General features: G+C 39.5%; 22 protein-coding genes and 3 tRNA genes. 16 read left to right on the top strand and 9 right to left on the bottom strand.

Annotation, left to right across the window (positions count from 1 at the left end; genetic code table 11):
• The first annotated feature begins 39 nt into the window (after positions 1-39).
• From ligA to HPC41_RS19795, 6 genes are all read left to right on the top strand, one after another.
• The gene (ligA, locus tag HPC41_RS19820) at positions 40-2,064 is read left to right on the top strand and encodes an NAD-dependent DNA ligase LigA (RefSeq protein ID WP_172395832.1); all 2,025 of its coding nucleotides are present in this window, start codon (positions 40-42) and stop codon (positions 2,062-2,064) included.
• A gap of 36 nt (positions 2,065-2,100) precedes the next feature.
• Positions 2,101-2,979: a 4-hydroxy-tetrahydrodipicolinate synthase gene (gene dapA / locus HPC41_RS19815; protein WP_172395830.1), complete on the top strand. Its 879-nt coding sequence runs from the start codon at positions 2,101-2,103 to the stop codon at positions 2,977-2,979.
• A 147-nt stretch (positions 2,980-3,126) separates the two neighbouring features.
• Entirely contained in the window at positions 3,127-3,495 is a 369-nt protein-coding gene (gene rpsF / locus HPC41_RS19810) for a 30S ribosomal protein S6 (RefSeq protein WP_077437454.1), read from the top strand.
• Positions 3,495-3,758, top strand: a complete 264-nt coding sequence (gene rpsR, locus HPC41_RS19805; protein ID WP_028071347.1) for a 30S ribosomal protein S18 — start codon at positions 3,495-3,497, stop codon at positions 3,756-3,758. Before rpsF ends, rpsR begins: the two co-directional genes overlap by 1 nt.
• Before the next feature lie 15 nt (positions 3,759-3,773).
• Positions 3,774-4,217, top strand: coding sequence for a 50S ribosomal protein L9 (rplI, locus tag HPC41_RS19800; RefSeq protein WP_172395828.1), 444 nt, complete (start codon positions 3,774-3,776; stop codon positions 4,215-4,217).
• A gap of 11 nt (positions 4,218-4,228) precedes the next feature.
• Entirely contained in the window at positions 4,229-4,423 is a 195-nt protein-coding gene (locus HPC41_RS19795; protein WP_172395826.1) for a hypothetical protein, read from the top strand.
• 389 nt (positions 4,424-4,812) lie between these two features.
• Here the strand turns inward: HPC41_RS19795 and trxA are convergent, their stop codons facing one another.
• Together trxA and dnaE are read right to left on the bottom strand one after the other, a co-directional pair.
• Positions 4,813-5,133, bottom strand: a complete 321-nt coding sequence (trxA, locus tag HPC41_RS19790; RefSeq protein WP_172395824.1) for a thioredoxin — start codon at positions 5,131-5,133, stop codon at positions 4,813-4,815.
• 123 nt (positions 5,134-5,256) lie between these two features.
• On the bottom strand, positions 5,257-9,675 hold the full coding sequence (gene dnaE, locus HPC41_RS19785) for a DNA polymerase III subunit alpha (protein ID WP_172395822.1): 4,419 nt from the start codon (positions 9,673-9,675) through the stop codon (positions 5,257-5,259).
• 426 nt (positions 9,676-10,101) lie between these two features.
• Between dnaE and HPC41_RS19780 the strand changes: the two genes are divergently transcribed.
• A complete protein-coding gene (locus HPC41_RS19780) occupies positions 10,102-10,884 on the top strand; it encodes a Cof-type HAD-IIB family hydrolase (RefSeq protein WP_172395820.1) in 783 nt (260 codons plus the stop codon).
• On the opposite strand, the gene HPC41_RS19775 is transcribed toward HPC41_RS19780, so the two are convergent.
• Positions 10,881-11,480, bottom strand: coding sequence for a hypothetical protein (locus HPC41_RS19775; protein ID WP_172395819.1), 600 nt, complete (start codon positions 11,478-11,480; stop codon positions 10,881-10,883). The two genes, HPC41_RS19780 and HPC41_RS19775, sit on opposite strands and share 4 nt — an antisense overlap.
• A gap of 44 nt (positions 11,481-11,524) precedes the next feature.
• Between HPC41_RS19775 and HPC41_RS19770 the strand changes: the two genes are divergently transcribed.
• On the top strand, positions 11,525-12,424 hold the full coding sequence (locus HPC41_RS19770) for a pirin family protein (RefSeq protein WP_172395817.1): 900 nt from the start codon (positions 11,525-11,527) through the stop codon (positions 12,422-12,424).
• 77 nt (positions 12,425-12,501) lie between these two features.
• On the opposite strand, the gene HPC41_RS19765 is transcribed toward HPC41_RS19770, so the two are convergent.
• Positions 12,502-13,101, bottom strand: coding sequence for a DUF502 domain-containing protein (locus HPC41_RS19765; RefSeq protein ID WP_172395815.1), 600 nt, complete (start codon positions 13,099-13,101; stop codon positions 12,502-12,504).
• A gap of 49 nt (positions 13,102-13,150) precedes the next feature.
• Entirely contained in the window at positions 13,151-15,592 is a 2,442-nt protein-coding gene (locus HPC41_RS19760) for a bifunctional UDP-N-acetylmuramoyl-tripeptide:D-alanyl-D-alanine ligase/alanine racemase (protein ID WP_172395813.1), read from the bottom strand.
• A gap of 75 nt (positions 15,593-15,667) precedes the next feature.
• Here HPC41_RS19760 and HPC41_RS19755 point away from each other — a divergent pair, with 75 nt between their 5' ends.
• The 3 genes from HPC41_RS19755 (at position 15,668) to HPC41_RS19745 (ending at position 16,430) form a co-directional block, all read left to right on the top strand.
• Positions 15,668-16,156, top strand: coding sequence for a regulatory protein RecX (locus tag HPC41_RS19755; RefSeq protein ID WP_172395811.1), 489 nt, complete (start codon positions 15,668-15,670; stop codon positions 16,154-16,156).
• Positions 16,157-16,267: 111 nt separating this feature from the next.
• Positions 16,268-16,340: transfer RNA gene (locus HPC41_RS19750), tRNA-Gly, on the top strand.
• 5 nt (positions 16,341-16,345) lie between these two features.
• A tRNA-Leu gene (locus tag HPC41_RS19745) sits at positions 16,346-16,430 on the top strand.
• A gap of 34 nt (positions 16,431-16,464) precedes the next feature.
• Here the strand turns inward: HPC41_RS19745 and chrA are convergent.
• The 3 genes from chrA to HPC41_RS19730 form a co-directional block, all read right to left on the bottom strand.
• Complete coding sequence (gene chrA / locus HPC41_RS19740) at positions 16,465-17,796, bottom strand: chromate efflux transporter (RefSeq protein ID WP_216660836.1); 1,332 nt, start codon at positions 17,794-17,796, stop codon at positions 16,465-16,467.
• Between the two features lie 169 nt (positions 17,797-17,965).
• On the bottom strand, positions 17,966-18,487 hold the full coding sequence (locus HPC41_RS19735) for an OmpA family protein (protein WP_172395809.1): 522 nt from the start codon (positions 18,485-18,487) through the stop codon (positions 17,966-17,968).
• Positions 18,488-18,583: 96 nt separating this feature from the next.
• On the bottom strand, positions 18,584-20,767 hold the full coding sequence (locus HPC41_RS19730) for a glucoamylase family protein (RefSeq protein WP_172395808.1): 2,184 nt from the start codon (positions 20,765-20,767) through the stop codon (positions 18,584-18,586).
• Positions 20,768-20,927: 160 nt separating this feature from the next.
• Here HPC41_RS19730 and HPC41_RS19725 point away from each other — a divergent pair, with 160 nt between their 5' ends.
• Together HPC41_RS19725 and HPC41_RS19720 are read left to right on the top strand one after the other, a co-directional pair.
• Entirely contained in the window at positions 20,928-21,881 is a 954-nt protein-coding gene (locus HPC41_RS19725; RefSeq protein ID WP_172395806.1) for an acetyl-CoA carboxylase carboxyltransferase subunit alpha, read from the top strand.
• Between the two features lie 278 nt (positions 21,882-22,159).
• Positions 22,160-22,232, top strand: a tRNA-Lys gene (locus HPC41_RS19720).
• A gap of 136 nt (positions 22,233-22,368) precedes the next feature.
• Here HPC41_RS19720 and HPC41_RS19715 read toward each other — a convergent pair.
• Complete coding sequence (locus HPC41_RS19715; protein WP_172395804.1) at positions 22,369-24,276, bottom strand: alpha-L-fucosidase; 1,908 nt, start codon at positions 24,274-24,276, stop codon at positions 22,369-22,371.
• Positions 24,277-24,626: 350 nt separating this feature from the next.
• Here HPC41_RS19715 and HPC41_RS19710 point away from each other — a divergent pair, with 350 nt between their 5' ends.
• From HPC41_RS19710 to HPC41_RS25185, 3 genes are all read left to right on the top strand, one after another.
• A complete protein-coding gene (locus HPC41_RS19710) occupies positions 24,627-25,082 on the top strand; it encodes an SRPBCC domain-containing protein (RefSeq protein WP_172395802.1) in 456 nt (151 codons plus the stop codon).
• Positions 25,083-25,294: 212 nt separating this feature from the next.
• Entirely contained in the window at positions 25,295-25,723 is a 429-nt protein-coding gene (locus tag HPC41_RS19705) for a DUF1801 domain-containing protein (protein ID WP_172395801.1), read from the top strand.
• A gap of 10 nt (positions 25,724-25,733) precedes the next feature.
• The gene (locus HPC41_RS25185) at positions 25,734-26,663 is read left to right on the top strand and encodes a DUF1801 domain-containing protein (protein ID WP_216660835.1); all 930 of its coding nucleotides are present in this window, start codon (positions 25,734-25,736) and stop codon (positions 26,661-26,663) included.
• The last annotated feature ends 16 nt before the right edge of the window (positions 26,664-26,679 follow it).

Genomic DNA, 26,679 nt, shown 5'->3' with positions numbered 1-26,679 from the left:
ATTTTATTTAAACGTACTTTTTATTTGTAATTTTGCAACATGTTGACGATGGATATTGAAAAAAAAATAAAAGACTTAACAGCAGAACTCAATCATTATAACTATCAATACTATGTATTGGCAGATAGTCTTATTTCAGATTATGACTTCGATCTCAAGCTAAAGGAACTCGAAGCACTGGAACGTCAATATCCAGAGTTTGCTGATCCTAACTCACCTACACAACGTGTAGGAGGAGACATCACCTCCAAATTCAAAACAGAAAAACACCGTTGGCCCATGCTTTCCTTGGGCAATACCTATAGTCAAAATGAACTATTTGACTTTGATCAACGAATCCGCAAGATCATTGGCGATCAGTTTGAGTATGTGTGTGAATTAAAATTCGACGGTCTTTCCATTAGCCTAACTTATGAAAATGGACTGCTCAAAAAAGCAGTTACCCGTGGGGATGGAACTCAAGGTGATGTGGTGACAAATAATATCAAAACGATTCGCTCCATTCCGATTAGACTCAAAGAGGGCGACTATCCTAGCCAGTTTGAAATCCGGGGCGAGATATTTATGCACAAATCTGCGTTCCTTCGCCTGAATAAAGAGCGTGAAGAGAATGCGGAACAAACTTATGCCAACCCGCGCAATTTTGCTTCGGGCACAATAAAACTTCAGGATTCCGCAGAGGTTGCCAAAAGACCCTTGGACTGCTTTCAATACTTCCTGTATTGTGACAATAGAACAAATTTATTTCACGATCATTGGAACAGTTTAGCACATGTGAAACGCTGGGGTTTCCATGTCTGTGAACATACAAAAAAATGTAGTTCACTGGCAGATGTTTTTGAATTCATTGACTATTGGGATACCGAAAGACACAATCTTGGATACGAAATCGACGGCATCGTAATCAAAGTAAATGATTATGCTCAACAGGAAGATTTAGGTTTTACGGCAAAGAACCCAAGATGGGCTATATCCTACAAGTTTAAAGCAGAACGCGTTGAGACTACGCTCAATGCCATTAGCTATCAAGTCGGTCGTACTGGAGCAGTTACCCCCGTAGCAAATCTCCAACCGGTACTATTGGCCGGCACCACAGTCAAACGCGCCTCATTGCATAATGCCAATGAAATTGCACGTCTGGATCTACACCAGGGAGATACCGTCTATGTAGAAAAAGGAGGCGAAATTATTCCTAAAATTATTGGCGTAAACCTCGAAAAAAGGTTACCCGATACTGTAGCTTTTATCTATCCGCACAGTTGTCCGGAATGTGGAACAACACTCGTTAGAGAAGAAGGCGAAGCCGTTCATTACTGCCCCAATGAAACAGGCTGTTCACCACAGATCGTCGGTAAAATGCAGCATTTTATTGGCCGTAAAATGATGGATATTGAGGGCATGGGTGATGAAACAGTAGAAAGTTTCTTTAAAAAAGGACTGTTGCACAATATTGTGGACATCTATGGTCTAAAAGATCATCAAGAAGATTTGCAGCAACTAGAGCGCTTTGGGCAAAAGTCCATAGACAATATGCTTGCTGGCATTGAAAAATCAAAAGAAAAGCCTTTCGAGAAAGTGCTATTTTCTTTGGGCATACGTCATGTTGGCGAAACTACCGCAAAGAAGTTAGCACAGCACTTTAAAAATATAGATGCCCTTGCTCAAGCTTCTACCGAAGAAATCGAGGGAGTTCAAGATATCGGACGCCGTATTGCTGAAAGCGTTAGAGAATATTTGGACAACCCCATCCACCAGCAACAGCTCATTAGTTTAAGAAATTATGGCTTAAAGTTGGAAATTGAGGAAAGGGAAATTATTCTGGCCAGTGAAAATCTCAGTGGCAAAACTTTCTTGATTTCAGGTGTATTTGCAGATTATTCCAGGGAGCAACTCGCAGAGCTAATCGAGAGCAATGGTGGAAAGATGCTTTCCTCCATTTCCGCAAAATTGAATTATCTCGTTGCGGGAGACAAAATGGGACCTTCTAAACTAGCTAAGGCGGAGAAACTGGGTATCCCAATGATTAATGAAAGAGATCTATTAGACCTTATTCATTCCAAATAGGATTTTTAATTAAATATATATAAATACAAAAACAAGATGAACGAGCTTCACGGCGCAGGAGTAGCATTGGTCACTCCTTTCAACTCAGATGAATCTGTTGATTTCGAGGCATTAGGTCAACTAATTGACTTGCAAATTAACGAGGGTATGGATTATTTGGTTTCTTTAGGTACAACTGGAGAAGTTGCCACATTGACTAAAGAAGAACGAAAGCGTATCTGGGATTTCACTGTCAAGCGCGTGAACGGTAGGCTCCCTCTGGTTGCTGGCATAGGTGGCAACAATACCGCAGAGATTGTAGAACAGATCAAAGCTTTCGATCCGACTGGTTTCTGTGCGATTTTATCCGTATCGCCTTATTACAACAAACCCACGCAGGAAGGAATTTACCAGCATTATAAAGCTATTGCGCAAGTTTCTCCTTTACCTATTATATTATATAATGTGCCGGGCCGTACGGGCAGCAACATGACCGCACAGACGACATTACGTCTGGCCAATGATTTTTCAAATATCATAGCGATAAAAGAGGCTTCCGGAAATTTTGCCCAATTTAGTGAAATCTTACGGGATAAACCTGTGGATTTTTTATTGATCTCTGGTGATGATCCCGTTACCTTGCCTATGATGGCACTTGGTGCTGCAGGTATTATTTCTGTAGTCGGAAATGCATTTCCAAAACGAGTGGCGACACTGGCAAAATTATGTAAGGAGGGAAAATATAACGAAGCGAGAGCCATACATAATGATTTACTCCAGATAACTGATCTTTGTTTTGTCGAAGGAAATCCTGCTGGTGTTAAATACATCCTTAAAAGATTAGGCATCGGCGATGATATTTTACGCCTACCATTGGTGAATGTAAGCGAAAAAACACAAATAGCAATAAAAGAAGAAATGAGCAAATTAAACTAAGCAGGTTAATTTGTGGCTACAAAAAAAGTTTAGATCTCCCTAAAGATCTAAACTTTTTTATTTTAAGGCGTTGCAATATAACAATATAATACCTACCTTTGCACTTCCACAAATGTGGAATTTTAAATAACAAAATTAATTAACAAAATGCAACAGTACGAATCTGTAATCGTTCTTACCCCGTTGCTTTCTGAAGATGCTGCGAAAGAAGTAATCGCAAAGTTTAAAAACATCTTAGCAGAAGGCGGAGCCGAGATTGTCGCTGAAGACAATTGGGGTTTGAAAAAATTAGCGTATCCAATCCAGAAAAAAACTACTGGATTTTATCACTTAACTGAATTCAAGGCTCCAGGTGAATTAATCAACAAATTAGAGGTTGAATACAAACGTGATGAGCGCATTATGCGTTTCTTGACTGTAAGTTTAGACAAACATGCTAGAGCTTACAATGAGAAAAAACGTAGCGGTGCATTCAACAAAAAAGCTGAAACTAAAACTGAGGAGGGCGCAAACTAATGGCTAACGAAAATATCCAATACGTAACTGCTCCTAAAGTAGAGGACAACCGTAAAAAATACTGTCGTTTCAAAAAGAATGGTATCAAGTATATCGATTATAAAGATGCTAACTTCTTGATGAAATTTGTAAATGACCAAGGTAAAATCTTACCTCGTCGTTTAACTGGTACATCTTTGAAATTTCAACGTAAAGTAGCTCAAGCTGTTAAACGTGCTCGTCACATCGGTTTGTTACCTTACTTAGCTGATGCAATTAAATAAGGAGGACGATAGAAAATGGAAGTAATTTTAAAACAAGATATCAAAGGCTTAGGTGAGCAAAACGATATCGTTAATGTAAAACCAGGTTTCGGTCGTAACTACTTAATCCCTCAAGGATTTGCTATTCAAGCGACTGAATCTGCAAAGAAAGTTTTAGCTGAGAACATTAAACAAGCTCAGTTCAAACAAGATAAAATTAAAAAAGACGCTACTGAATTAGCAGGTAAATTGGAAGCTGTAAAACTTTCAATCGGTGCTAAAGCAGGTGAATCTGGTAAAATCTTTGGTAAAGTAAATAGCATCCAAATTGCTGATGCATTGAAAGCAAAAGGTTTTGATGTAGATCGTCGTCGTATTACATTCGAAGTTGAGCCTAAAGAAGTAGGTGAATACATCGCTAACTTAAACTTACACAAAGAAGTTAAAGTTCAAGTTCCTTTCGAAGTAGTTGCTGAATAATTTCTTATTATTTGGTACCAGATAAAGAAGCGGCTATCCTTTGGATAGCCGCTTTTATTTTTGAACCTTACCTTACCTTACCTTACCTTACCTTACCTTACCTTACCTTACCTTACCTTACCTTACCTTACCTTACCTTACCTTACCTTACCTTACCTTACCTTACCTTACCTTACCTTACCTTACCTTACCTTACCTTACCCTAAAAACAAAAACTCGCGCTGCTGAGAACAACGCGAGGCATAATCTAGGGTATTTGAAAGGGAAAATCTTTATCTATATCAAATATCAACGGAAAACTACACATAAAGTAGACAACACAAACAAATGATCACTTTTATTCCGTTTTGATATTCAAAAGAAGCAAAAATTATTTGTTTTTCAAAATAAAATGACATTTTTTATGAAAAAAATTACAAAAACAACAAAAAACATAAAATAAAACAGTATCAAACACAATAATTCATATACAAATGGTATGAAATAGAATTTTAATGATAAAAAATACAGCAAAAACAAGCTAAAAAACGTAAACGAATAAAAAAAAGACCTGAAATAAAATTATTTCAGGTCTTTTTTTTTGAAAAACAAATAATTACACTAATTGTTTCTCTAATTTTTCATTTAAAACTGATTTTGGAACTGCTCCAATTTGTTTATCTACGATCTCCCCATTTTTGAAGAACAATAAAGCAGGGATATTACGGATACCATAACGAACTGAAATTTCTGGATTTTCATCTACGTTTACTTTTCCTATCACAGCCTTACCTTCGTAATCTTTAGCTAATTCTTCAACAACAGGCCCCACCATACGACAAGGACCACACCATTCTGCCCAAAAATCAATTAATACGGGTTTGTCCGCTTTCAAAACAACTTCTTCAAAGTTGCTATCTGTAATTTCTAATGCCATAATCTTTAATTTTATAAACCGAAGTTATATTTATGATACTACTTAATTGCTAAAATCAATAAACAAAGATAGTAACAACTGTCAATGTAATTGTAATCTTAATTACACAAAATACAATCCAAACTAGTTCAATCGGTAATTTATACCCTCAAACTTATCAATGCAATCCAAAAACTCATTTGTGAGATTTATTTTTAGACTCTTAGCTGGCATTTCGACAGAGATTTCATCCTGAGGATCCCAGATTTTAAATTTCAATTGACAATTTGGCACGACGCCTTCAATCTCATTCTGCGCCAATATATCTTTAATCCCATCTAAGAATTCTTCGTTCAGTTTCGGCAACGGAACATTAATTGTAAAACTTTTCGCCATCTTTTCACGAAGCTCAGACAGCAACTGCACGCTCCTCAACTCAAATCCCCAGTTTCCAACTTGCCTAAAACGTTCTTGAACGATTCCGCGCAACTGGACAAAATAACCTTCCTGCAAGTATCCTTTTAACTTGACATATTCTTCCCCAAACACAGCCATATCGTAAGAGTCGCTGTAATCTTCGATAATAAAAGACGCAAATGGTTTACCATTCTTAGTCAGACGGTGGTTTGCCGAGGCTATAATTCCCCCAATAACCAATTCTTTATTTTTAATACGGTTAAATTCCAGCAACGTCTCCTCGTCAACTTCCGGAGCTTTCGCTTTATTAATCAACGAGAGATCTGATACCGGATTATGGCAGAAATGTTCGATCTCAAAACGATAGGTATCCAATGGATGACTCGTCAAATAAATACCGATGACATCTTTCTCGTATTTTAGTTTTTCGATCAATCCCCATTGCGGGCAAGCTGCCAAAACAGGTTCAGGTAACTCAGCAGCTTCACCTGCACCAAATAAACTTGCCTGTGCCGAATTTTCATTTTCTTTATAACGCTGTCCAAACCGGATTGCTTTTTCCATACCCGTTGAATTATCCTCGGAATGAAAATACTGCGCACGATGTGTGCTTTCGAAGCTATCAAAACCACCAGCATAGGCTAAACTCTCAAAAGCTTTTTTATTGACAGCACGTAAATCTATACGCTTAGCCATATCAAAAACAGACTTGTACAATCCAGATTGCCTAGTTTGTACAATAGCATCGACAGCACCGGCACCAACCCCTTTGACAGCGCCTATACCAAACCGAATAGCCCCACGTTCATTTACTGTAAATTTATAATAAGATTCATTTACATCGGGTCCCAATACCTCCAAGCCCATACGTTTACATTCTTCCATGAAAAATGTAACTTGTTTGATATCATTCATGTTATTGGAAAGCACCGCAGCCATATACTCTGCCGGAAAATGTGCCTTTAAATAAGCCGTCTGATAAGCTACCCACGCATAACAGGTCGAGTGCGACTTATTGAATGCATAACTGGCAAAAGCTTCCCAGTCGGTCCAAATTTTTTCTAAAACTTTGGCGTTATGCCCTCGTTCCTCTGCCTGTAAAACAAATTTAGGCTTCATTTTGTCAAGTACAGCCTTTTGTTTCTTACCCATCGCTTTACGCAAAACGTCGGCATCACCTTTCGAAAATCCAGCTAACTTTTGAGATAAAAGCATTACCTGCTCCTGATACACCGTGATGCCGTAGGTTTCTTTCAAATATTCCTCACAAGCATCTAAATCGTAGACAATAGGATCTATCCCATGTTTACGCTTAATAAAACTCGGAATATATTCAATTGGTCCAGGTCGGTATAAAGCATTCATCGCAATCAAATCGGCAAATACAGTTGGCTTTAGATCGCGCATATATTTTTGCATCCCGGGAGATTCATATTGGAAAACGCCGATTGTTTCACCGCGCTGGAAGAGTTCGTAAGTCAATACATCGTCTATTGGAAACTTATCAGGATCCAAAACGATTCCATGACTTAACTTAACATTCTCAACAGTATCTTTGATAAGTGTCAGGGTTTTCAGCCCCAGAAAGTCCATTTTCAATAGACCAGCACTCTCAACAACATGGTTATCAAACTGAGTCACATACAGATCGGAATCTTTTGCCAGCGAGACAGGAACGAAGTTCGTAATATCATCCGGAGTGATGATTACACCACAGGCATGAATACCTGTATTTCTTACAGAGCCTTCCAGTACGCGTGCTTGGCGAATCGTTTCCGCTTCAAGTCCAGCCCCATCAGCTATTGACTTTAACCGGTTCACAGCCTCGATCTCTTCTGTGCGCAGTTTCTCCTTCAAACCAGCATCATCCAGTGTAAAGATTTTGGAAAGCTTCAGATTAGGGATTAATTTAGCAATTTCATTCGCGTCTCCCAAAGGTAGATCCAATACCCGCGCGGTATCTTTAATGGAGGACTTCGCCGCCATCGTGCCATACGTAATAATTTGTGCCACCTGACTAGCACCATATTTATTGATGACATATTGCATGACCCGACCACGCCCTTCATCATCAAAGTCAATATCAATATCGGGCATGGAAACACGATCGGGATTTAGAAAACGCTCAAATAGCAAATCATATTTTATGGGGTCAATATTTGTAATGCCGAGGCAATACGCGACAGCCGAACCAGCAGCAGATCCCCGACCTGGTCCCACTGAAACGCCCATATCACGGGCAGCGGCAATAAAATCCTGTACAATCAGAAAATATCCGGGATATCCTGTTTTTTCGATCGTTGCCAATTCAAAATCCAGACGTTCACGAATATCATCCGTTATTTCCTCATAACGTTTCTCGGCACCAACATAACATAGATGAGCAAGATATTTATTTTCCCCTCTTTTTCCGCCATCCTCATTATCCTCTGCAACTTGAAATTCCTCAGGAATATCAAATTTCGGCAAGAGGACATCCCGGTTCAGTTTAAAGATCTCTACCTTATCCACAATCTCCTGTATATTAAGAATCGCTTCTGGTAAATCTTTGAACAGGGTCTTCATTTCCTCGGAAGATTTAAAATAATATTCCTGATTTGGCAAACCAAATCGGAAGCCCCGCCCTCTACCTTTTGGTGTAGAAAGCTTCTCACCATCTTTCACACACAACAGAATATCGTGGGCATGCGCATCTCCTTTCTTTTCGTAATAGGTGTTATTTGTCGCTACAACTTTAATAGCATATTTACGGGCAAACTTCAATAAGGTTTGGTTTACACGATCCTCATCTTCCTGTCCATGCCGCATCAACTCCAGATAGAAATCATCTCCAAAATGCTCTTTCCACCATTGTAACGCTTCCTCCGCCTGGTTCTCACCAATATTTAGCACCTTGCTGGGCACCTCTCCTTGCAGGTTTCCCGAAAGCACGATCACATCTTCCTTATACTGTAGAATAAGGTTTTTATCTATACGGGGCACATAATAGAATCCCGCCGTATAGGCAAAAGAAGCTAACTTGGCCAAGTTATGATACCCCCGTTTATTCTTTGCCAACAATACAACCTGATAGCCATTATCCTTTCTGGTTTTGTCTTTATGGTCTTCACACACAAAGAACTCACAACCGACAATAGGTTTTAGGATTTGGCCCGTGGGCTCCTGCCCGTTTTCCAAAGCTTCGGCGTTTTGTGCTTCCACCTCCTTATTATGCCCGATCACCCGGGAAACAAATTCAAATGCCCCCATCATATTACCATGATCGGTAAGTGCAACGGCAGGCATATTGTCCTTTACAGCGGCCGAAACTAACCGATCATATGACATGGTCGACTGTAGAATAGAAAACTGCGAATGGTTATGCAAGTGCGCAAATTTCGCTTCTTTAAGAGCGGATAACATATCGGCATCCACCACAACACTGACCTCGTCCGGTGTCGCCCGTTTTCTGATCTCATTAGAAGCTGCCTTTAGATTAATGTGTTTAAGTCCGACGGTAGGAATGGGACCAGGATTATTTGTCTTGAAATCAACAAAATAACCTGTATCTACCTGAAGTTCCTCGGCAGTAAACACTTCTCTTCTGACTAACTCCAAGAAACAACGCGTTGTTGCTTCAACGTCGGCAGTTGCATTATGCGCCTCAGCAAATGGAACCCCAAATAAATAGGAGTGTAATTCAGTCAGATTAGGCAGTTTATATCGGCCACCACGTCCACCGGGAATTTTCAACAGTTCGGCCGTGACTTCAGTACAGGTATCCAAAACCGGCATATTTGCCATCTTAGAATCTACACCATAACGATAAAACTCACAGCCCATGATATTGAGGTCAAAACCGATGTTCTGCCCGACAACAAATTTCGCTTTATTTAACGCAGTATTGAATTTTTCAAGAGCAACCTGTAGTGGCACCCCCTGTTCTTCAGCCAATGCGGTAGATATACCGTGTATTTTTTCAGAGTCATAGGGTATATCAAATCCATCGGGTTTAATCAAAAAATCCTGATGTTCGACCAAATTTCCCATCTCATCGTGGATCTGCCACGCCAGCTGGATACAACGCGGCCAATTATCCGTGTCCGTAATTGGCGCGTCCCAACGCTTCGGCAAACCCGTTGTCTCTGTATCGAAAATAATATACATAAATCTCTAAACCTCTTTAATACAATATATTAAATGTAATCATATTTACATTTCTTTGAACTTGAAATTTACGAAATTCTTAGGGAACATTCTGTCAGATTTTTGCGAAAAATAACAGCATAAAATCCGGCTTTTATCGACGACAGCAGATGTCCGGCATCGCCAAATCCACAATTCCAAAAAAATAATTCGCCCAAATCGTCTACAGATCTTAACGGTGGCTCCCGCAGGTATTTGGATCATTTGACAGCCATTCGGAATGACTGCTTTTTAAGTATCTTCAGAGGTTTAGGCAAAAGCAGAGTATTTCAAAAAAGCTTAGCTGGCAAAAAGCATTCGATCCCACACAATCATAACAGCTATTTAATATTGTACCTACTACACTATCCCAGTTATTTATTATATTTGAATTTGACTCCAATTTCTATGATTAAAGCGATTTTTTTTGATATCGATGGGACATTGTTAAGTTTCAAAACACATCAAGTTCCCGACTCCACACAGCAAGCATTTCAATTATTAAAAGAAAAAGATATAAAAGTTTTCGTTTCTACCGGCCGGTCCTTTAACCAATTGGGACATATCCGTTACCTTGACTTCGACGGTTTTATCACGTTCAATGGCGGATACTGCGTCACCAAAGATGAACAGGTTATTTATAAAAATAATATTATCCAAAAAGACATCCGTTCATTACTTGATTACGCGAAGCATCATCCCCAACTCACGTTTTCATTTATGTCAGACAAAGAGATCTCCTTAAATCAGGTGACGCCCGAAGTGCTGAAGATGTATCAGCAAGTTAACGTAAATACCCCGCCGATACGCAACTATGAGAATAACTTTGATCTGGAATCCGTCATGCAGATCAATGTATTTATCAATCCGGAACAAGAGGCTGAGTTTATGGAAAATGTTATGCCCAACTCGGTTGCTTCCCGATGGACGCCCATTTTTGCCGATGTTAACCCAATGGGGCAAAGTAAAAAAGTGGGGATCGATGTCTTTCTGGAACATTTCGGCATAGCGCTTTCCGAAACCATGTCTTTTGGTGACGGGGGAAATGATATTACGATGCTTGCCCATACACAAATCGGTATTGCTATGGGAAATGCAAATCCTGAAGTAAAGGAAATCGCCGATTATATTACCGATGATGTTGACAGCAACGGTATCTGGAATGCCTTAAAACATTTTGAGGTCATCTAGAAATGAATTGTGAGCGTAGCGCGACAGGTATTGCTATTACTATTAAATAGCAAGCTATGCCGTTGTGGAAAAAGATATTCTAGCCTATTTCGAAAATCTTCAATTAATGTATGCTTAAATTGACCATCCAAGTAATGATTCACACGATGGCTGACCTCAAATAGCAAGACTTTCGATGATCCGGAGAGACGGATTCGGATCGGATGGGAAGACATACCATTATATCCATTGGCTACCGCATGTTGGACCATTGGGAATAAGATAAGGGGCGGCACCATGACCTCATTTTCCGACTGAAAACGATTTTCCCATTTCAATAAAAAACCTGCGGGCATCGATATTTTGACTACTGCAAAATACTGACTCAATAGGTCTAGTTCAGCTTCCATGGACTGGTATTTCTCCAGCTCCAAAAGCAATAGCTTTTTTTGAAATAGGATATATTCAGGCATCGATACAGCTCCTTCCGCAAAGGTCCTTGCCATTAGAAAACGATCGAATTGACTGTTCACAAACGATAATCTATTAGACAGTGCCATTGCTTCCTCGTTTCTTACAGACTTTTTACGTAGAATACGGTCGATTATACTTGACATTTCTTAAATTGCTTTAGAATAGACAACAAAAATAAGGAAACATTATGTCAAATATTGCAATAGTGATTGAAGAAAGAGCCGCAGATATAGGCAATTTCTTGGTGGGGAGACTACTTCCTTTCAGACAAAAACGTATGGTTGGCCCGTTTATATTTATTGACCATATGGGACCTGACACGATTTCTGAGCCTCACTTCATAGATATTGCCCCACATCCTCATATCGGATTATCCACGTTGACTTACCTCTTCGAAGGAAGTATTATGCACCGCGACAGTTTGGGAAATGCGGTCGAAATAAAACCTGGAGCAGTCAACTGGATGACAGCCGGAAAGGGAGTAACTCATTCCGAGCGTACGCCGGATTACCTACGGTCTACACAACATGATCTCCATGGTTTACAGATTTGGGTGGCATTACCAAAGCATCTGGAGCAGATGGAGCCCAACTTTGTTCATATTGAGGAACCGCAGCTTCCGCATTGGACCGAAGGCAGTGTCAGCTATCGTCTGATTGCAGGTGAGATTAACAATCATCGCTCGGAAGTCCCGGTGTACAGCCCCCTATACCTGATCGAAATTAAAGCAGAACAGGATTCCAGCATTAAATTGGGCGAACATCTATATGGCGAAAGTGGATTATATATTCTTCATGGGTCAGTGCATGCAGAAGGCCAGGAGTTTGGTCCAAAACAAATTTTGATAGCAAAAGATGCGAAATTATGCGAATTCGAAATGAGTGCTGGCACGAGCCTATACATCTTTGGCGGCGAACCTTTTCCCGAACAAAGATACATCGACTGGAATTTTGTCGCTTCAGACATTGAAACCTTAAAAATCGCCAGAGCCAAATGGGAAAAGCATGAATTCCCCAAAGTTCCAGGAGATGATGGCTATATCCCAATCCCCCCTGTAAATCCAATGCTAGGTCAAAGGAAGCCTTAATAAAATTAAAATAGTTTATAAGGAAAAAAGGCTGGAAATAAATTTCCAGCCCTTTTTTTCTTCTTCATTAACCCCTGCTAATGTCCTATGCCACTGACTCCACCAGAAACAACAAGTTTCATCGCATCGGTAGGTGACATATCCAGTTTTTTAACCTTATCAGCACTAATAATAACCACCTGCCCAGCAAAAGAATAAGAATATGGAAAATAAACCATTACCTCATTTTCAAGGCCAATACTCTTTAAATCATGCTGCGTCAGGAAACCGATTTTCTTGAGACCAAACTCATTTACAGTGACGAGTACTGGCTCATTAAATTTTTTAGCATCCCCCACAAAGGCTTCTGTAAAATCTTTTATTGAGGTATATAAAGTATTTAAAAGTGGTATTCTTTTTATCTGATGATTGATCCAGACTTTGATCGGATCTGTCACAAAATTCGTAAATATCAGCCCTGCCAGAACAAGGATAAGAATCACCGTTAAAATTCCAATTCCCGGAATATACAATGGGTGTCCCTTTTCATCCTGTAAAAAATGTTCCGTCAGATTCAGTGCGGAGTCAATCGATGCGAAAATCCATACGATCAAAAAGACTGCACCAGCCAAAGGTACCACAACCAGAATACCTCGAATTAAATAATTAATGAATCCCCTGAATAATTTGCGAAGCATGAGTTTGTAAATCAAATATATTTATACAAAAATGCAGAATATCCTTTTATTATTCATAAAAATATACTCTTTTTACCCGTTGTGAAATGCTCGTCAAAAGCTCGTAAGGAATCGTTCCGATCGATTGCGCAGCAAGCTTAATATCCGGATAAACAATCACATCATCCTCTTCGGCCACTTCGATCTCTGTTACATCAAGCATACACATATCCATACAAATATCACCTATCGTTGGTACAAGGCAACCATTGACCATCATTTTGCCTACACCGTTCCCAAAACGCCTGTCGTAGCCATCTGCATAACCAATTTTTATCGTTGCTATTTTGCTATCCCGAAGCAAAACTCCATGTCGGTTATACCCCACAGTCTCTCCCGCAGCCAAGTATTTTATTTGGGTCACATTGGTCTTCAAACTACTTACTTCCCAAAGCGGAAGATCATGTCGTTCAACATCAATTCCGTAAAGTCCGATTCCGAGCCGGACCATGTCAAAATAAGCTTGCGGCCATAGTTCGATACCAGAAGTCGCAGCAATATGCCGTAAAAATGAATAACCAAGTCCTTCTTCTAGGCGTTTTGTACATTGATCCAAGAGATCGATCTGTTGCTGAGTGAACACATTGTCTTCTTTATTTCCCGCGGAAGCCAAATGGGAAAATGCCGACTTTACCTGCAGAATCGCGTCAGCGTTTAATTCCTTTATCAATTTATCTACTTCATCTGGCATAAAACCAAGACGATGCATTCCCGTATCCACTTTGATATGAACGGGAAAGGATGAAATCCCTTTCCCTTTCAAGTAATTCAAGAATGAAGACAGAATTCTAAAGCTATAAATTTCAGGTTCAAGGTTGTACTGTACAATAGATTCAAAGGTATTTTCATCGGGGCTCATCACAACAATAGGGACTGTTATTCCAGCACCCCTCAGATCGACACCTTCGTCGGCAAATGCAACGGTAAGATAATCTACCCTATTGAACTGCAAAAGATTAGCAATCTCAAAACCGCCACTCCCATAGGAAAATGCTTTGACCATCGACATCAATTTCACATGTTTTGGCAACAGCTGACGGTAGACATTCAAATTATTTTCCATGGCGTTCAAGTTTATCTCGAGCACAGTATCATGTGATTTTGCCACCATCAAGCGGCTGATTCTTTCGAAATGAAACTCCCTTCCCCCCTTCAGTAGAATCGTGGAGTCCGCAAATTGGATAGACCTAATATCTTCCAAAAATGCACTAGTACTGGCGTAGGACACCGATGGAACATCAAATTGATCAGCTACTTGCGTGAGCACCTCCCCGATCAAAACCAACTGATCTAAACGGTATTCCGAAAGTAAACGTTTCAATTTCAACAAACTTTTCTCATCCGTTATACTTACACCAGGTAGATCGGAAAGAATCAGGACTTTTCTTGGATGCTGTCCCTGTTGATTTAAAAACTCGAGCGCAATTTGTAGGGCATCCAAATCGTTACTATAGGAATCATCAATAATGGAACTGTTTTTCTTCCCTTTTTTCAACTCAAGTCGCATGGCAACGGGTTGTAGCTCCTTAATTCTTGACGCGATTACCTCCCTTTCGTAGCCGAAACGCAACATAATAGCAACACAATTGATCGCATTTTCCACGTTCCCTTTGTCGACAAAGGGCACTTCAACAGCAAACGTACGCCCACCATAGAAAAGAGTGACTACCGTAAATTTATCATCGACCTGTTTAAGCGAATAGACCTCCAATGAAAGCCCCTCGTCATATCCCCACGAAAACTTTCGAGGACGGTAAGGTAATTGAACATGCTCTACATAGCGATTAGGAAAGACCATGGTCTCAACGTCCTTGAAAAGATTTATCTTTTCGTAGATCTTTTCTTCTTTCGAATCAAAACCAGCTTTATGGGCTATTCCGATGTTTGTCAGCAGGCCAATTGTTGGTTTTATCATATTTTCCAGCTTTACCATTTCACCCTTCTCAGAAATTCCTGCTTCTATAATCGCAAGATTATACTGATCGGATAATCCCCATAAGGAAAGCGCTACTCCCAATTGCGAATTGTAACTTTTGGGACTCCGGTAGATTTTATATTCTGGAGACATCAGTTGATATAACCATTCTTTAACTATTGTCTTCCCATTGCTCCCGGTAATCCCGATAACAGGAAAGTTAAATTTTTGTCTATGAAAAGCTGCCAATACCTGCATAGCTTCAAGGCTGTCCGATACCCATATCAGATTTGCATCCGGAAATAACTGTTCCTGTGCTTCGTCAATTTGTAAGACAAAGCTTCTCACCCCTTTATCATAGGCTTCTTTGATATAGTGATGCCCATCCCTGCTTTTCTGCAGTGCGAAAAATACACCATTATCAGCCTGAACAATCTTGCGACTATCATAAAATAAATGCTGAACTAAAGAATTGGGATCTGCGATAAACGTGCGATTAGGATGTAAAATTTGGACGATTTCCGATATTTTGTACATTCTCCTGATATTTTGATTGGATCAAAACTGAACATTTTTTTAGTTATTTCATATTATTTTTGAAATTTTGACAATATGTTTGAAGAAGATAATAGAAACAAGAAGATATTGACACCACGTCAGGCTCAATTGAAGGCAGAGAGCTACTGTGCCTATCAAGAAAGATCCCAACAAGAAGTACGGGACAAACTTTATGGCTGGGGATTACATGAGATGGATGTCGAAAACATTATTGCAAATTTAATAGCTGAAAACTTTCTAAACGAGGAACGTTTTGCGATAGCTTATTGCAATGGTAAACTTCGAATGAAAGGATGGGGAAAAATTAAAATTAAACAAGCTTTAAAAGGAAAACAAGTCTCTGAGCAACTGATAAAAATTGCATTTAAACAGATAGACCTGGATGAATACGAGACCATATTGGAGAATATTATTGACAAGAAAATCCGCGAGGTTAAAGGCAAAGATGCTTTTATCATGAAGAACAAAGTGTATCAATTTGCTTTGTCCAGGGGATTTGAAAGCGATTTAATTTTTTCCATACTGAATTCAAAGGAGTTATAAAAAACCACAAAATAAAGTAAACAAATATTTTGCAATATTAATTTTTCGCTCTATATTTGCATCACCAAAAAGGAACACGAGGTTCTTTTTAAAGTTGAAATAAAATTCCATGCGAAAATAGCTCAGTTGGTAGAGCACAACCTTGCCAAGGTTGGGGTCGCGAGTTCGAATCTCGTTTTTCGCTCACCTGCCTAGGTGGTGGAACTGGTAGACACGCAGGACTTAAAATCCTGTTCCCGTTAAGGGAGTGCGGGTTCGATTCCCGCCCTAGGTACAAGAAAGCTCATCAGTCGATGAGCTTTTCTTGTTTATGGCAACAGATACAGTAAAAACCCATAAACCAGACTCAAAAGTATAAGCTGCAGCATTCCGATCCGATATCTAAACAGGAGGAAAATTGAAACAACCACCCAAAGTAGTGCTTTCCAATCCAAATCCACCCAACCAAACGCATTAGGAAACAAAATCCCCTTCCCTAGATAAAACGCCAAATTAACGATAACCCCCACCACTGAAGCTGTTACCAAAGAAAGTACGTATTGGATGGCCATATTTTTTTGAGAGCGTTCGATAAGTGGAGCTCCGATAAAGATCAATGCAAAATTCGGTAAAAAGGTAAAATAAGCTGTCGCTGCAAGGCCTATCGCAGCCATTGCATAAGAATGATCAAAATGATTGAATCCAGCCATAAAACCGACATAGGCCAATACAATCACTAAGGGGCCTGGTGTCGTCTCGGCCAAGGCAAAACCATCAATCATTTGCGTTTTTGTCAACCAAAGAAATTTCTCCGTAACCAAATTTGCCACATAAGGAATAACAGTATAGGACCCACCAATAGTAAAGTATGCTGATTTTGTAAATAAGAAAGAAAGCTCCTTCCAAAATGTAGCATCGGGCATAAACAGGTAAAGCGCAGTAAATGGGCCTAACCACAGCAGAAAAAAAGCAATAAATTGAACACAAATCTTACGCACAGAAACTGATGGTACTATCTCCAGGGAATTAATGTGATAAAACCGTTCCTTATCGTCATCTTCTTCACGTTCAGATTTAACCTTCGCGTCTTTGGATTTTAAGAAATAAAGTAAGAATCCTAAAATAATAACTCCAAAAATAATCCAGGGCATGGGGACTTTGACAAAATAAGAAAGTAGAAATGCAAGTAAAGCTACTGTATAATGCCATGTACCCAATAATGACTTTTGTCCGACCTTGTAAGTTGCAAACAATATAATCGCAAGAACCGCAGGTTTTAAACCCGAGAATAAAGCGGATAGAAATGCTGAATGACCGAAATAAACGTATACGAGACTGAGGCCAAATATGATACACAAAGAAGGCAAAATAAAAAATAGTCCTGCCAATATCCCCCCCTTTAAACCATGTAACTTCCAGCCAAGATAAATTGTCAATTGATGCGCTTCTGGGCCAGGTAATAACATACAGGCATTCAATGCCTGAAAAAATTTTTTACCACTCACCCACTTTTTCTTGTCCACCAAGAAATCATGCATAATTGTTATATGCCCTGTCGTTCCCCCAAAACTTATCCAGCCTAGTATGAACCAAAACCGAATTGCTTCCCGAAAACTAGGTTTAAGCGATTCATTTTTTTCAATAGGTGTACTTTCTTCCAAACTTATGCTAAAATTTATATTTTGACCACTCCGATTACAAGATGGAGGTATGGTATTGGGACTCCATTCATTCCTTAAAGAAGTTGGGAAGCTGTCAATAAGGCATAAAAAAAGCGATATATCGATAAAATATCTCGCTTTTCATTCAGGAAAAAGGATCCCGATAATTTTATTTTTTATCCAAGATTGTTACTTCTACTCTTCTGTTTTTTTGACGTCCCTCTGGTGTTTTATTGTCACCCACAGGGTTTGATTGCCCAAAACCTTTAGCTGTAATACGGGACTCCTGTACGCCCGAATCTACCAAGAATTTCTTTACGGATGCAGCACGTTTGTCTGAAAGCCATTGATTATATTCGACAGTACCAGTAGCATCGGTATAGCCATCAACTTTAATTTTATTATTATTCTCTTTCAAGATCACAGCTAACTTACTTACTTCAGTCTTTGCCTTTTCAGATAAATAGGAAGAATTTGTTGGGAACAATAGATCCGACGAAATACTGAATTTGATTCCCTCATCAGTCCTTTTCGCATCATTAAAGTCCTTTTTCACATTTTTCAAACCATCATCCGTTCCATCTTTTGTGACAACAGCTCCAGGATTTACTACGATAGCCTGTTGTTTACAAGAAAATAATGATAAACTTGCAGATACAGCTAATAGCCCCAAATTAATTTTTCTAAGCATCGTTTTTAACGTATTTATTGTCGATTTAAGCAGTGTAAATATAAGGAAAAAAGTCCAAAAAAGGTGCTTCTTTACCTGCACAGGATCGTAACAAATCTATTTCTTCAAATATACCGTATCCAATGTCTTTTTAATTTCAGGAATCTGTTCATACAATTTCCAGATCATCCCCGAATTCGCATTTTCAATCATTACCGCTATTGTCGCCTGATTTCTCGCCCGGTAACTTTCAGAGACGTCATTGTTTTTAAGATCGATCCATGCCCTGAATCCATATTGTGTGAACAGGACATCAGCGTACTCCTCATAAAATTTACGTAAGGCTTTCAAACCTATTTCTTTTTCGAATGGATAAGAAGCTATTGATATTGCTGGATTAACAAGATACCCCTCGTAAGCATTATCGGCTTTTTCGACACCCCAGATATCCGTAAACCTGGTACCGATATTCAATTCGTTATCTCTCCTTTTATGAGCAAGGATATAATCCGATAAATACTTTTTATAATCCACAAAATTATCCACTTTTCCATCGGGATTCATGATTAAAAACGGCCTATACACAGACATTAGTGATTCAGTCAGATTGCCCCCTGCAATGCTCTTGGCGAAAATCACCTTATCATCCGAATAAATGGAAACGGGTGTATTTCCCATATTACCGATCAAGGGATTGCTACTTATCACTTGCGCTAGAGAATCATTCAACTTCGTTTTTATCTCTGGCGCCAAAACACTCAATTCATCGCTTAAGTCTATTCCTTCTGTATGTTTGGTCGCAAATCCATTTGTATAAGCCGACGTGGCTAACGGATGCGTTGGAGACGACATTGCAAGCACATAGGTACTTAGACTCTCATTAAATCCACCGAGCGGACAAGATCTTGCGGTACTATCTATAGGCGACCATTTGTTCCAAAGCACATCTGGATTATTCCAGTCTGTAAAATAGTTCCAATTTATCCTTTCCCATAATGCTGTAATTGATTTCCGTAATGATTGCTCCTGCGGATCATCCTTGGTAAAGTACTCCCGGGCAATTAATAATGACTCCATCAAATGCGAAGTTGCCCTTACATCATAAGTTGGTACAGAATCACGATAGAAAGGCACTCCGAGTCTTCCGTCATAAAAAGCAGTAAAGACACCCTGGTGATTTTGCGCGGCACTCAGAAATTTCACCATACGTGTCAACCGGGATAACAAGGCTTGTCTGGATATCAAGTTATTTTCAGCTGCGACAAGCAAACCTAAAATGGCATAGCCTGTTTCATTTGTTGAAACAATAGCTTGACGATTGCCACGGTCAGGGAGATACATACCACTATTTACATCATAATTATCAATAAAATAATTTACGTGAGCATTCCGAATAAAACTTAACATCTCCGTATCGGCCGCTTTTTTGGTTTGTATTTCTTTTACATCTGAAAACGGCGACTCTACATAGTTAAAATCAACCCAGGCAATTTTATAATAATAGGTTTTATTATACTCATTCACACGATCGAGACACTTCTGCACATAGATCGGTAAGACTGCAATAGGCTGATAATTAAGTTTATCTTCTGATCGATAAATTTTCACGTAGCGGATGCTCGGGGTTAATGGGAGTTGCCACACAAGTTCAACTTGTTTGTCTACCGCACCTATTTTAGACAAAATAGCAGCTGATGATAACTTTACCTTAGGGTAGTTTCTCGGCAAGAACTCGATCTGATCAATAAAAAGCTGATGTGTAATTGCACTGGTTCCATTTTGTTCAAGCAGCAACGAGGACACCGCCTTTCCAATGGTAATCCCTTCAAATTTTGATACTGGAATAGAGACATTGAGCCAGGTATCGTACGCAAAGTCGTCAATATAATGGCTAATATCCAATGAATTGCTTCGCAAATCATGTTGTTGCAGGGCAACTTTAGGCAACTGTCCCTTTTCAGTATTGCTTTGGATAAATAATTTAAAGGTTAAATGATCATCCTTAGCAATCATATACTGAAATTTCTGCTTATCATTTAATATACTGGCCTCCCATTTTCCATTGGGAGATGAAACATAACGCAAAGACAATGAGTTCCCAGGTGTAAAAAACAAACTATCTGAAACCGGGAGGCTATGGTTCACATTTTGTATCCAAGATTCTCCTGTATAATGTGCCATACTTTTCGCGTAGCTCCCATTGATTATACTATTATCAAATAGCACCTCCGGATAGCTTTCCGATCTTGCAAGTATGGGCAAAATACACAGGAAAAGAAAGTAAAAGTATTTTTTCAGCATAAGTCAACATTTTTCATAGGCTTACAATCAAAAACTAAGCCACCACAATGATTATAACGCAAATGTAACAAAGGATTTCCAATGATATTGTATGCTCAAATTTTAATTTCGGAAAAAATGCGCTAAATTAGCCCCTTGAATATTTTCATAAAATAGATATATGAAAACCACGTTTGATTTTGAAAAGCCAATTGCAGATTTGCAATTGCAGATTGAAAAGGTAACACAAGTTGCCGAAAAAACCCAGGTGGATATGAGCGCAACCGTTCGTGAACTTGAGGAAAAACTTGCTTCTACGGAAAAAGAAATATACAGCAATTTAACGGGTTGGCAGAACGTTCAAATGTCACGGCATCAGGATCGTCCACAGACCTATGATTATATCGAAGCCATCTGCGATGAATTTATTGAATTGCATGGTGATCGCACGGTAAAAGACGACAAGGCGATTGTAGGTGGAATGGCCTCTATCGATGGTAATGCTGTCATGATCATTGGTCATCAGAAAGGTAAAAATACCAAAGAGCGTCAATATCATAATTTTGGCATGGCCAATCCGGAAGGTTACCGTAAAGCATTACGCTTGATGAAAATGGCAGAAAAGTTTAATAAGCCAGTCATTACATTAATCGACACCATGGGAGCTTACCCAGGTTTAGAAGCTGAAGAGCGGGGGCAAGGGGAAGCCATTGCACGCAACCTTATGGAGATGGCCGTACTTAAAGTTCCGATCATCTGTGTGGTTATAGGTGAAGGTGCTTCTGGTGGAGCTTTGGGTATCGGGGTAGGTAATCGTGTATATATGATGGAACATACTTGGTATTCTGTTATTTCTCCCGAATCTTGTTCATCAATCTTATGGAGAAGTTGGGATCATAAAGAGAAGGCTGCAGAAGCATTAAAACTAACTTCCACTGATATGTTGGGTAATGGCTTGATCGATGGTATTATTCCTGAACCATTAGGTGGGGCACATCAAGATCCTGCAAAAGCAGCGGCTAATCTGAAAGAGCAATTATTGAAAGATCTAGCTGAATTGACAGCAAAGGACAGCGATACATTGATCAAAGAACGCATTGACAAATTCAGCAATATGGGCGTTGTGACAGAATAATGTCGTCTCCATATTTCTCAAAATATAGAAAAGTCGGCAAGGTATGCCGACTTTTCTCATTTAATAACGTTGGATTTTCACAAAAAAACAAACATAGCTCTCATAAAATCGCTCGATTTACAATCAAATTGTATTAGTATTAAACAAGATTCTATTCTTTCTAAAAAAATAATAGCGTAATTCATACGCAGTTATAAAATATACAAATAAAAAAAACAAAAACATTTGGACACAATCAGATCTTTTTATACCTTTGCATCACTTTCAAAAACAGAAAGGATTCCGTAGCTCAGCTGGTAGAGCAATACACTTTTAATGTATGGGTCCTGGGTTCGAATCCCAGCGGGATCACAAAGAAAAGCTAATCGCAAGATTAGCTTTTCTTGTTTAAATGTTTAGGATTCGAACGAAGGGTCGGCCGGGTTCGATCCGATGGAGGCTCAAGGATGTGCACGATAACTGCGGGGCCGAGCCAATCACAGCGGGATCACTTTTTATCATGTCTCAGGATGAGCTCCAAGAACTTAACTGTCTCCGTCCCTACAATATTTTTTGCATGAAGTTCTACTGTTTGCTTTCCTTTCGGCAAATCTATTTGGCCAATCAATATCGAATTTCCACGGCCACTTGTAGGAGATGATGGGTCAATTAAGAAATTGATTTCTTTCCCCCCTATTTTTAAAATCATCTCCCCTCCCGCATTTTCCACATCCTTTACATAGCGTATTGAGACGTCAAAGCCCGCAGGTTCCAATACATTGATATCCCATCCAAGATATTGCTCACTGTTTTTCCATCCAGAAACATAATAACGATCCCTTTTACCATCCCCAAATTTCATCGGATCCCCATATTGTCTTGCATAGAAAGACAACAACCTATTTTGTGCAATATTAGGATCAACAAAAACTAGCTCATTGGTATCAGGTGCGACGGTATCCTGTTTTAATTGGACAACAATAACTTCGTCAGCCAGATCGTCCGCTATTTGATCCAATGGGATATGAAGTCCTACAGCATCTGAAATATAGTTTTTGATTCTCCTCTTTGAAGACAACAGTGAAATAGATTTAACTCCCATGGTAAGTCCGCCTACGGTCAATTTATCTCCTTTTGGCTTATCAAAGATATGCAAATACAAGATACTACCTCTTTTCGTAATCACTCCCCATTGTTGACGAGGTAAAGGAGATGGATCTACATTAATGACACTTTCCTTATTCTTTGCCATCCATGCCGCTATCCCTTGCAAAATGGCAACATCAGGCGAATCAATACGGCCATCGCCTTTGGGACCAATATTCATCAGGATATTCCCTCCCATTGCTGTGGCTTTTGCCAACAATTGAATAAAATGCGCTGTTGGCTTATAATTCTTGTCTGTTGAGGAATAGCCATACGAATCATTCGTTGTAGGAATAGCCTCCCAATAAGTTCCTGCAGAAACCGGGTAGAACTCTTCCGGTCGATCAGCAGTATTCAAATAATCACCATAATTCTTGTCACCGGTACGGGCTAATCGTCCGTTAACAACAATAGAGGCATCAGTAGCCCTGATTGCCTTCAGAATTCTTAAATTTTCGGACAGAGGTAACTTATGCGGTGTATCAAACCAAAGCAAGTCGGGATGATACTTATGGATCAGTTCCGTTATTTGCGGAATTGCCTTTTCATCTACATAACGTTTTGCTTTAGGCAACCATTCCGGATGATTGTCGAACCAATTTGCTCCCCCCAGCAACTTATCCCCGCCCGGGTTAGTATAATCCCAGTCATTTCCTGGCGCATCGGGGTGCTCCCAATCGAATGCATGCGAATAGTAAAACCCAAATAATAGACCATGCCTCCGACAAGCTCTAGCAAGTTCTGCCAGTGGATCTCCCTTTAATGCGGTACTCTTGATCGCATAAGCGCTGGCATATTGCGAAGGATACATGGCAAAACCATCGTGATGTTTAGCCGTAATGATAAAGTATTTCATACCGGCATTTTTTGCCAGGGTTACCCATTCTTCTGCATTAAATTTTTCAGGATTAAATCTCGCTGCAGAATCCAGGTATTCCTGACGGGGGATGTGCATGACGCGCATCAAATGCTCCGCATATCCACCACCTTTTTTCCCTTTCCACACATTACCATATTGCGAATAAACACCCCAATGGACAAACATGCCAAAGGTTGCCTTTTTCCATTTTTCAACACGCTCTTTTTGTCCTGTTGCAGACCACTTCCACCAACCAGCTTCTGCAGCCGATATTGCATTTATATCCCTTGTACTAGGGTCATTAAACATGTCCGCAGCTTCGTTTCCCTTATTAGCGTCTCTAACTTGCCCTTTGACCGAAATTGTGGCAACCGAAAGTATTAAAACAAGGCAATACCTGATATTTATCATAAATTTAGTATTATAATTGTCTTCCAAAGCCGAACCTTCTGCTCGGAGGAGCGCAACCGTTCAACAGAAATAATGTATTCCAGCTTCAAAAATACCTCAAAAAGCCAAAAATAAAGTGTAATTTTTGTTCATATTAGGGGAATAGATACGCAAAGTCAAAAAAAATAAAACCTATTAACTCCAGGGCTGTTTACTTCATATTATAAACTTAAGAAACATGAACAATTACCGAGATCATCGGCATGTTGAAATACGACCGACAGTCAATACCCGTGAAATCCTTATCGAAATCACCAAAACAGTCAGGATATTTTAGAGGCAGTATTTATATTTGTTAAAAATTTAAAATTATGGAAAAGCTAACCGCTAAAGCAAGTATTCAGATCCAAAAACCCATACGTGAAGTTTTCGAAGCTATAGTTGATCCGAATAAAATGAACCATTATTTTATTAAATCTTCAACCGGCCGCCTGGAGTCCGGAAAAACCATAGAATGGACGTTTCCCGAATTCCCGGACAATTTCCCTGTTACCGGAAAAACAATTCACCCAGACACCTATATTTCGTTTGACTGGAGCGGAGGGATCGCCAATCAGCTAGTTGAAATCCACCTGTCTTCCTTCGTGGATGATTCTACCGTTGTCAAAATTACAGAACATGAAATGAACAACGATCAGGAAGGTATTTTGATTATGATGCGCCAAACAGAAGGCTGGGCAAATTTTTTAGCCTGTATGAAGGCTTATCTTGAATATAATATCAATCTTCGAAAAGGCGCGTTTGATTTTATGTTTCCGCAAACGTAATTAAAATCGAAACCCCATTCTAACACAATAACTCATAAATTAAGCAAAGAAAGTGATATCTATAGAGGTGACGCCATACAAGGAAAGTCAAGTCGAAACAACCCACTGCATAATTGATAAGCTAGATAAAGAGCCCGATATCACACTAAAAGAAATCATATAATCAGCAGATGTAGCTAATACCTACTTCAAATAAATTACAAGTTGAAACGATGACAACAAATAAAACATCCTATCTCGAAAAGAATGTCGATGACTTTATTCGCGAAATACCAGATATTCAAAAGAGAGAGGATAGCATCGAGCTGATACATTTGATGCAGACTGTCTCAAATGAAGGTCCAAAAATGTTTGGCGAATCCATCATCGGCTTCGGACAGTACCACTATAGATACGCGAGCGGCCACCAAGGACATGCTCCTTTGATAGGATTCAGCCCCCGAAAAGCCGCTATTTCGCTATATGTATATACCGGACTCGACGAACACAGGATCTTTGTGGAACAATTGGGAAAATTCAAGCTCGGGAAAGCTTGTATTTACATTAAGAAACTAAGTGACATCAATACGGACAACCTGAGCACATTAATGCAGCAGACGATCCGGTTTCTGTCAACAAAATACACAAGGATCAAGAATTAGGAATAGTAGTATGACAAGCAGCATTTCGACAATCGAAGCATATATCAACCAATTTGAAGGAGGTAAGAAAGAATATCTCATTCAGATCTACAAGTTTATTGCTGGAGCGGTTCCCCCTTCAGCCATAGAAACCATTTCCTACCAGATGCCTACCTTCCGATTGAATGGCAATCTAATTCATTTTGCCATGAATAAGCAACATCTCGGAATATACCCAGGGCCAGACGCCATCGCACATTTTGCTCCTCAGCTCAAAACTTTCAAAACAACAAAAGGAGCTATTCAGGTTCCGATAGACCAGCCCATCCCCGAAAAAATCATCCGGGATATCGTTGCATTTAACATTGAAAAATTCAAGGATAAACAGGGACCCAACTGGCATAAAAGCCGCGGAAATTGGCGTGAAGCTGAAGAACTGATGCAACAGATCATATTGAAAACCACACTACAGAAAGAATTTAAATGGGGTAGTTATATTTATACGCACAAGGGAAAGAATGTCATCGGGTGGGGAGGCTTCAAACATTTTTTTTCCCTCTGGTTCTATAACGGGGTGTTTTTAGAAGATAAGGAAAACTTTCTGATCAATGCCTCAGAAGGTAAAACCAAAGCACTTCGCCAATGGCGTTTTACGGATGTGAATGAGATGGATCGTGCCAAAATTGAAGCATATATTCAAGAGTCTATTCAAACAATTGATGACGGAAAAGAAATTAAACCAGCTAAGACCGAAATTATCCCTCCGTCCGGTCTTTTACTCGAGGCACTTCGTTCAGATGAGGCATTTCATGATCATTTCAAGGCCTTAACTCCGGGAAAACAAAAAGAATATATCCAATATATCGACGAGGCAAAGCAGGAAAAAACTAAATTATCCCGTCTCGAAAAAATCAGACCGATGATTATCGCCAACAAAGGACTAAATGATAAATATAAATAATGAATTTCAACTCAAA

The organism is Sphingobacterium prati, from assembly GCF_013167215.1.
Classification (GTDB): domain Bacteria; phylum Bacteroidota; class Bacteroidia; order Sphingobacteriales; family Sphingobacteriaceae; genus Sphingobacterium; species Sphingobacterium prati.
The sequence above is the reverse complement of the archived record's forward strand: the minus strand, read 5'-3'. Positions and strand labels throughout refer to the sequence as shown.

Coding starts and splice junctions, on each gene's coding strand:
- ligA (WP_172395832.1), top strand. CDS start 40: ATGTTGACGATGGATATTGAAAAAAAAATAAAAGACTTAACAGCAGAA.
- dapA (WP_172395830.1), top strand. CDS start 2,101: ATGAACGAGCTTCACGGCGCAGGAGTAGCATTGGTCACTCCTTTCAAC.
- rpsF (WP_077437454.1), top strand. CDS start 3,127: ATGCAACAGTACGAATCTGTAATCGTTCTTACCCCGTTGCTTTCTGAA.
- rpsR (WP_028071347.1), top strand. CDS start 3,495: ATGGCTAACGAAAATATCCAATACGTAACTGCTCCTAAAGTAGAGGAC.
- rplI (WP_172395828.1), top strand. CDS start 3,774: ATGGAAGTAATTTTAAAACAAGATATCAAAGGCTTAGGTGAGCAAAAC.
- trxA (WP_172395824.1), bottom strand. CDS start 5,133: ATGGCATTAGAAATTACAGATAGCAACTTTGAAGAAGTTGTTTTGAAA.
- dnaE (WP_172395822.1), bottom strand. CDS start 9,675: ATGTATATTATTTTCGATACAGAGACAACGGGTTTGCCGAAGCGTTGG.
- HPC41_RS19780 (WP_172395820.1), top strand. CDS start 10,102: ATGATTAAAGCGATTTTTTTTGATATCGATGGGACATTGTTAAGTTTC.
- HPC41_RS19775 (WP_172395819.1), bottom strand. CDS start 11,480: ATGTCAAGTATAATCGACCGTATTCTACGTAAAAAGTCTGTAAGAAAC.
- HPC41_RS19770 (WP_172395817.1), top strand. CDS start 11,525: ATGTCAAATATTGCAATAGTGATTGAAGAAAGAGCCGCAGATATAGGC.
- HPC41_RS19765 (WP_172395815.1), bottom strand. CDS start 13,101: ATGCTTCGCAAATTATTCAGGGGATTCATTAATTATTTAATTCGAGGT.
- HPC41_RS19760 (WP_172395813.1), bottom strand. CDS start 15,592: ATGTACAAAATATCGGAAATCGTCCAAATTTTACATCCTAATCGCACG.
- HPC41_RS19755 (WP_172395811.1), top strand. CDS start 15,668: ATGTTTGAAGAAGATAATAGAAACAAGAAGATATTGACACCACGTCAG.
- HPC41_RS19735 (WP_172395809.1), bottom strand. CDS start 18,487: ATGCTTAGAAAAATTAATTTGGGGCTATTAGCTGTATCTGCAAGTTTA.
- HPC41_RS19730 (WP_172395808.1), bottom strand. CDS start 20,767: ATGCTGAAAAAATACTTTTACTTTCTTTTCCTGTGTATTTTGCCCATA.
- HPC41_RS19725 (WP_172395806.1), top strand. CDS start 20,928: ATGAAAACCACGTTTGATTTTGAAAAGCCAATTGCAGATTTGCAATTG.
- HPC41_RS19715 (WP_172395804.1), bottom strand. CDS start 24,276: ATGATAAATATCAGGTATTGCCTTGTTTTAATACTTTCGGTTGCCACA.
- HPC41_RS19710 (WP_172395802.1), top strand. CDS start 24,627: ATGGAAAAGCTAACCGCTAAAGCAAGTATTCAGATCCAAAAACCCATA.
- HPC41_RS19705 (WP_172395801.1), top strand. CDS start 25,295: ATGACAACAAATAAAACATCCTATCTCGAAAAGAATGTCGATGACTTT.
- HPC41_RS25185 (WP_216660835.1), top strand. CDS start 25,734: ATGACAAGCAGCATTTCGACAATCGAAGCATATATCAACCAATTTGAA.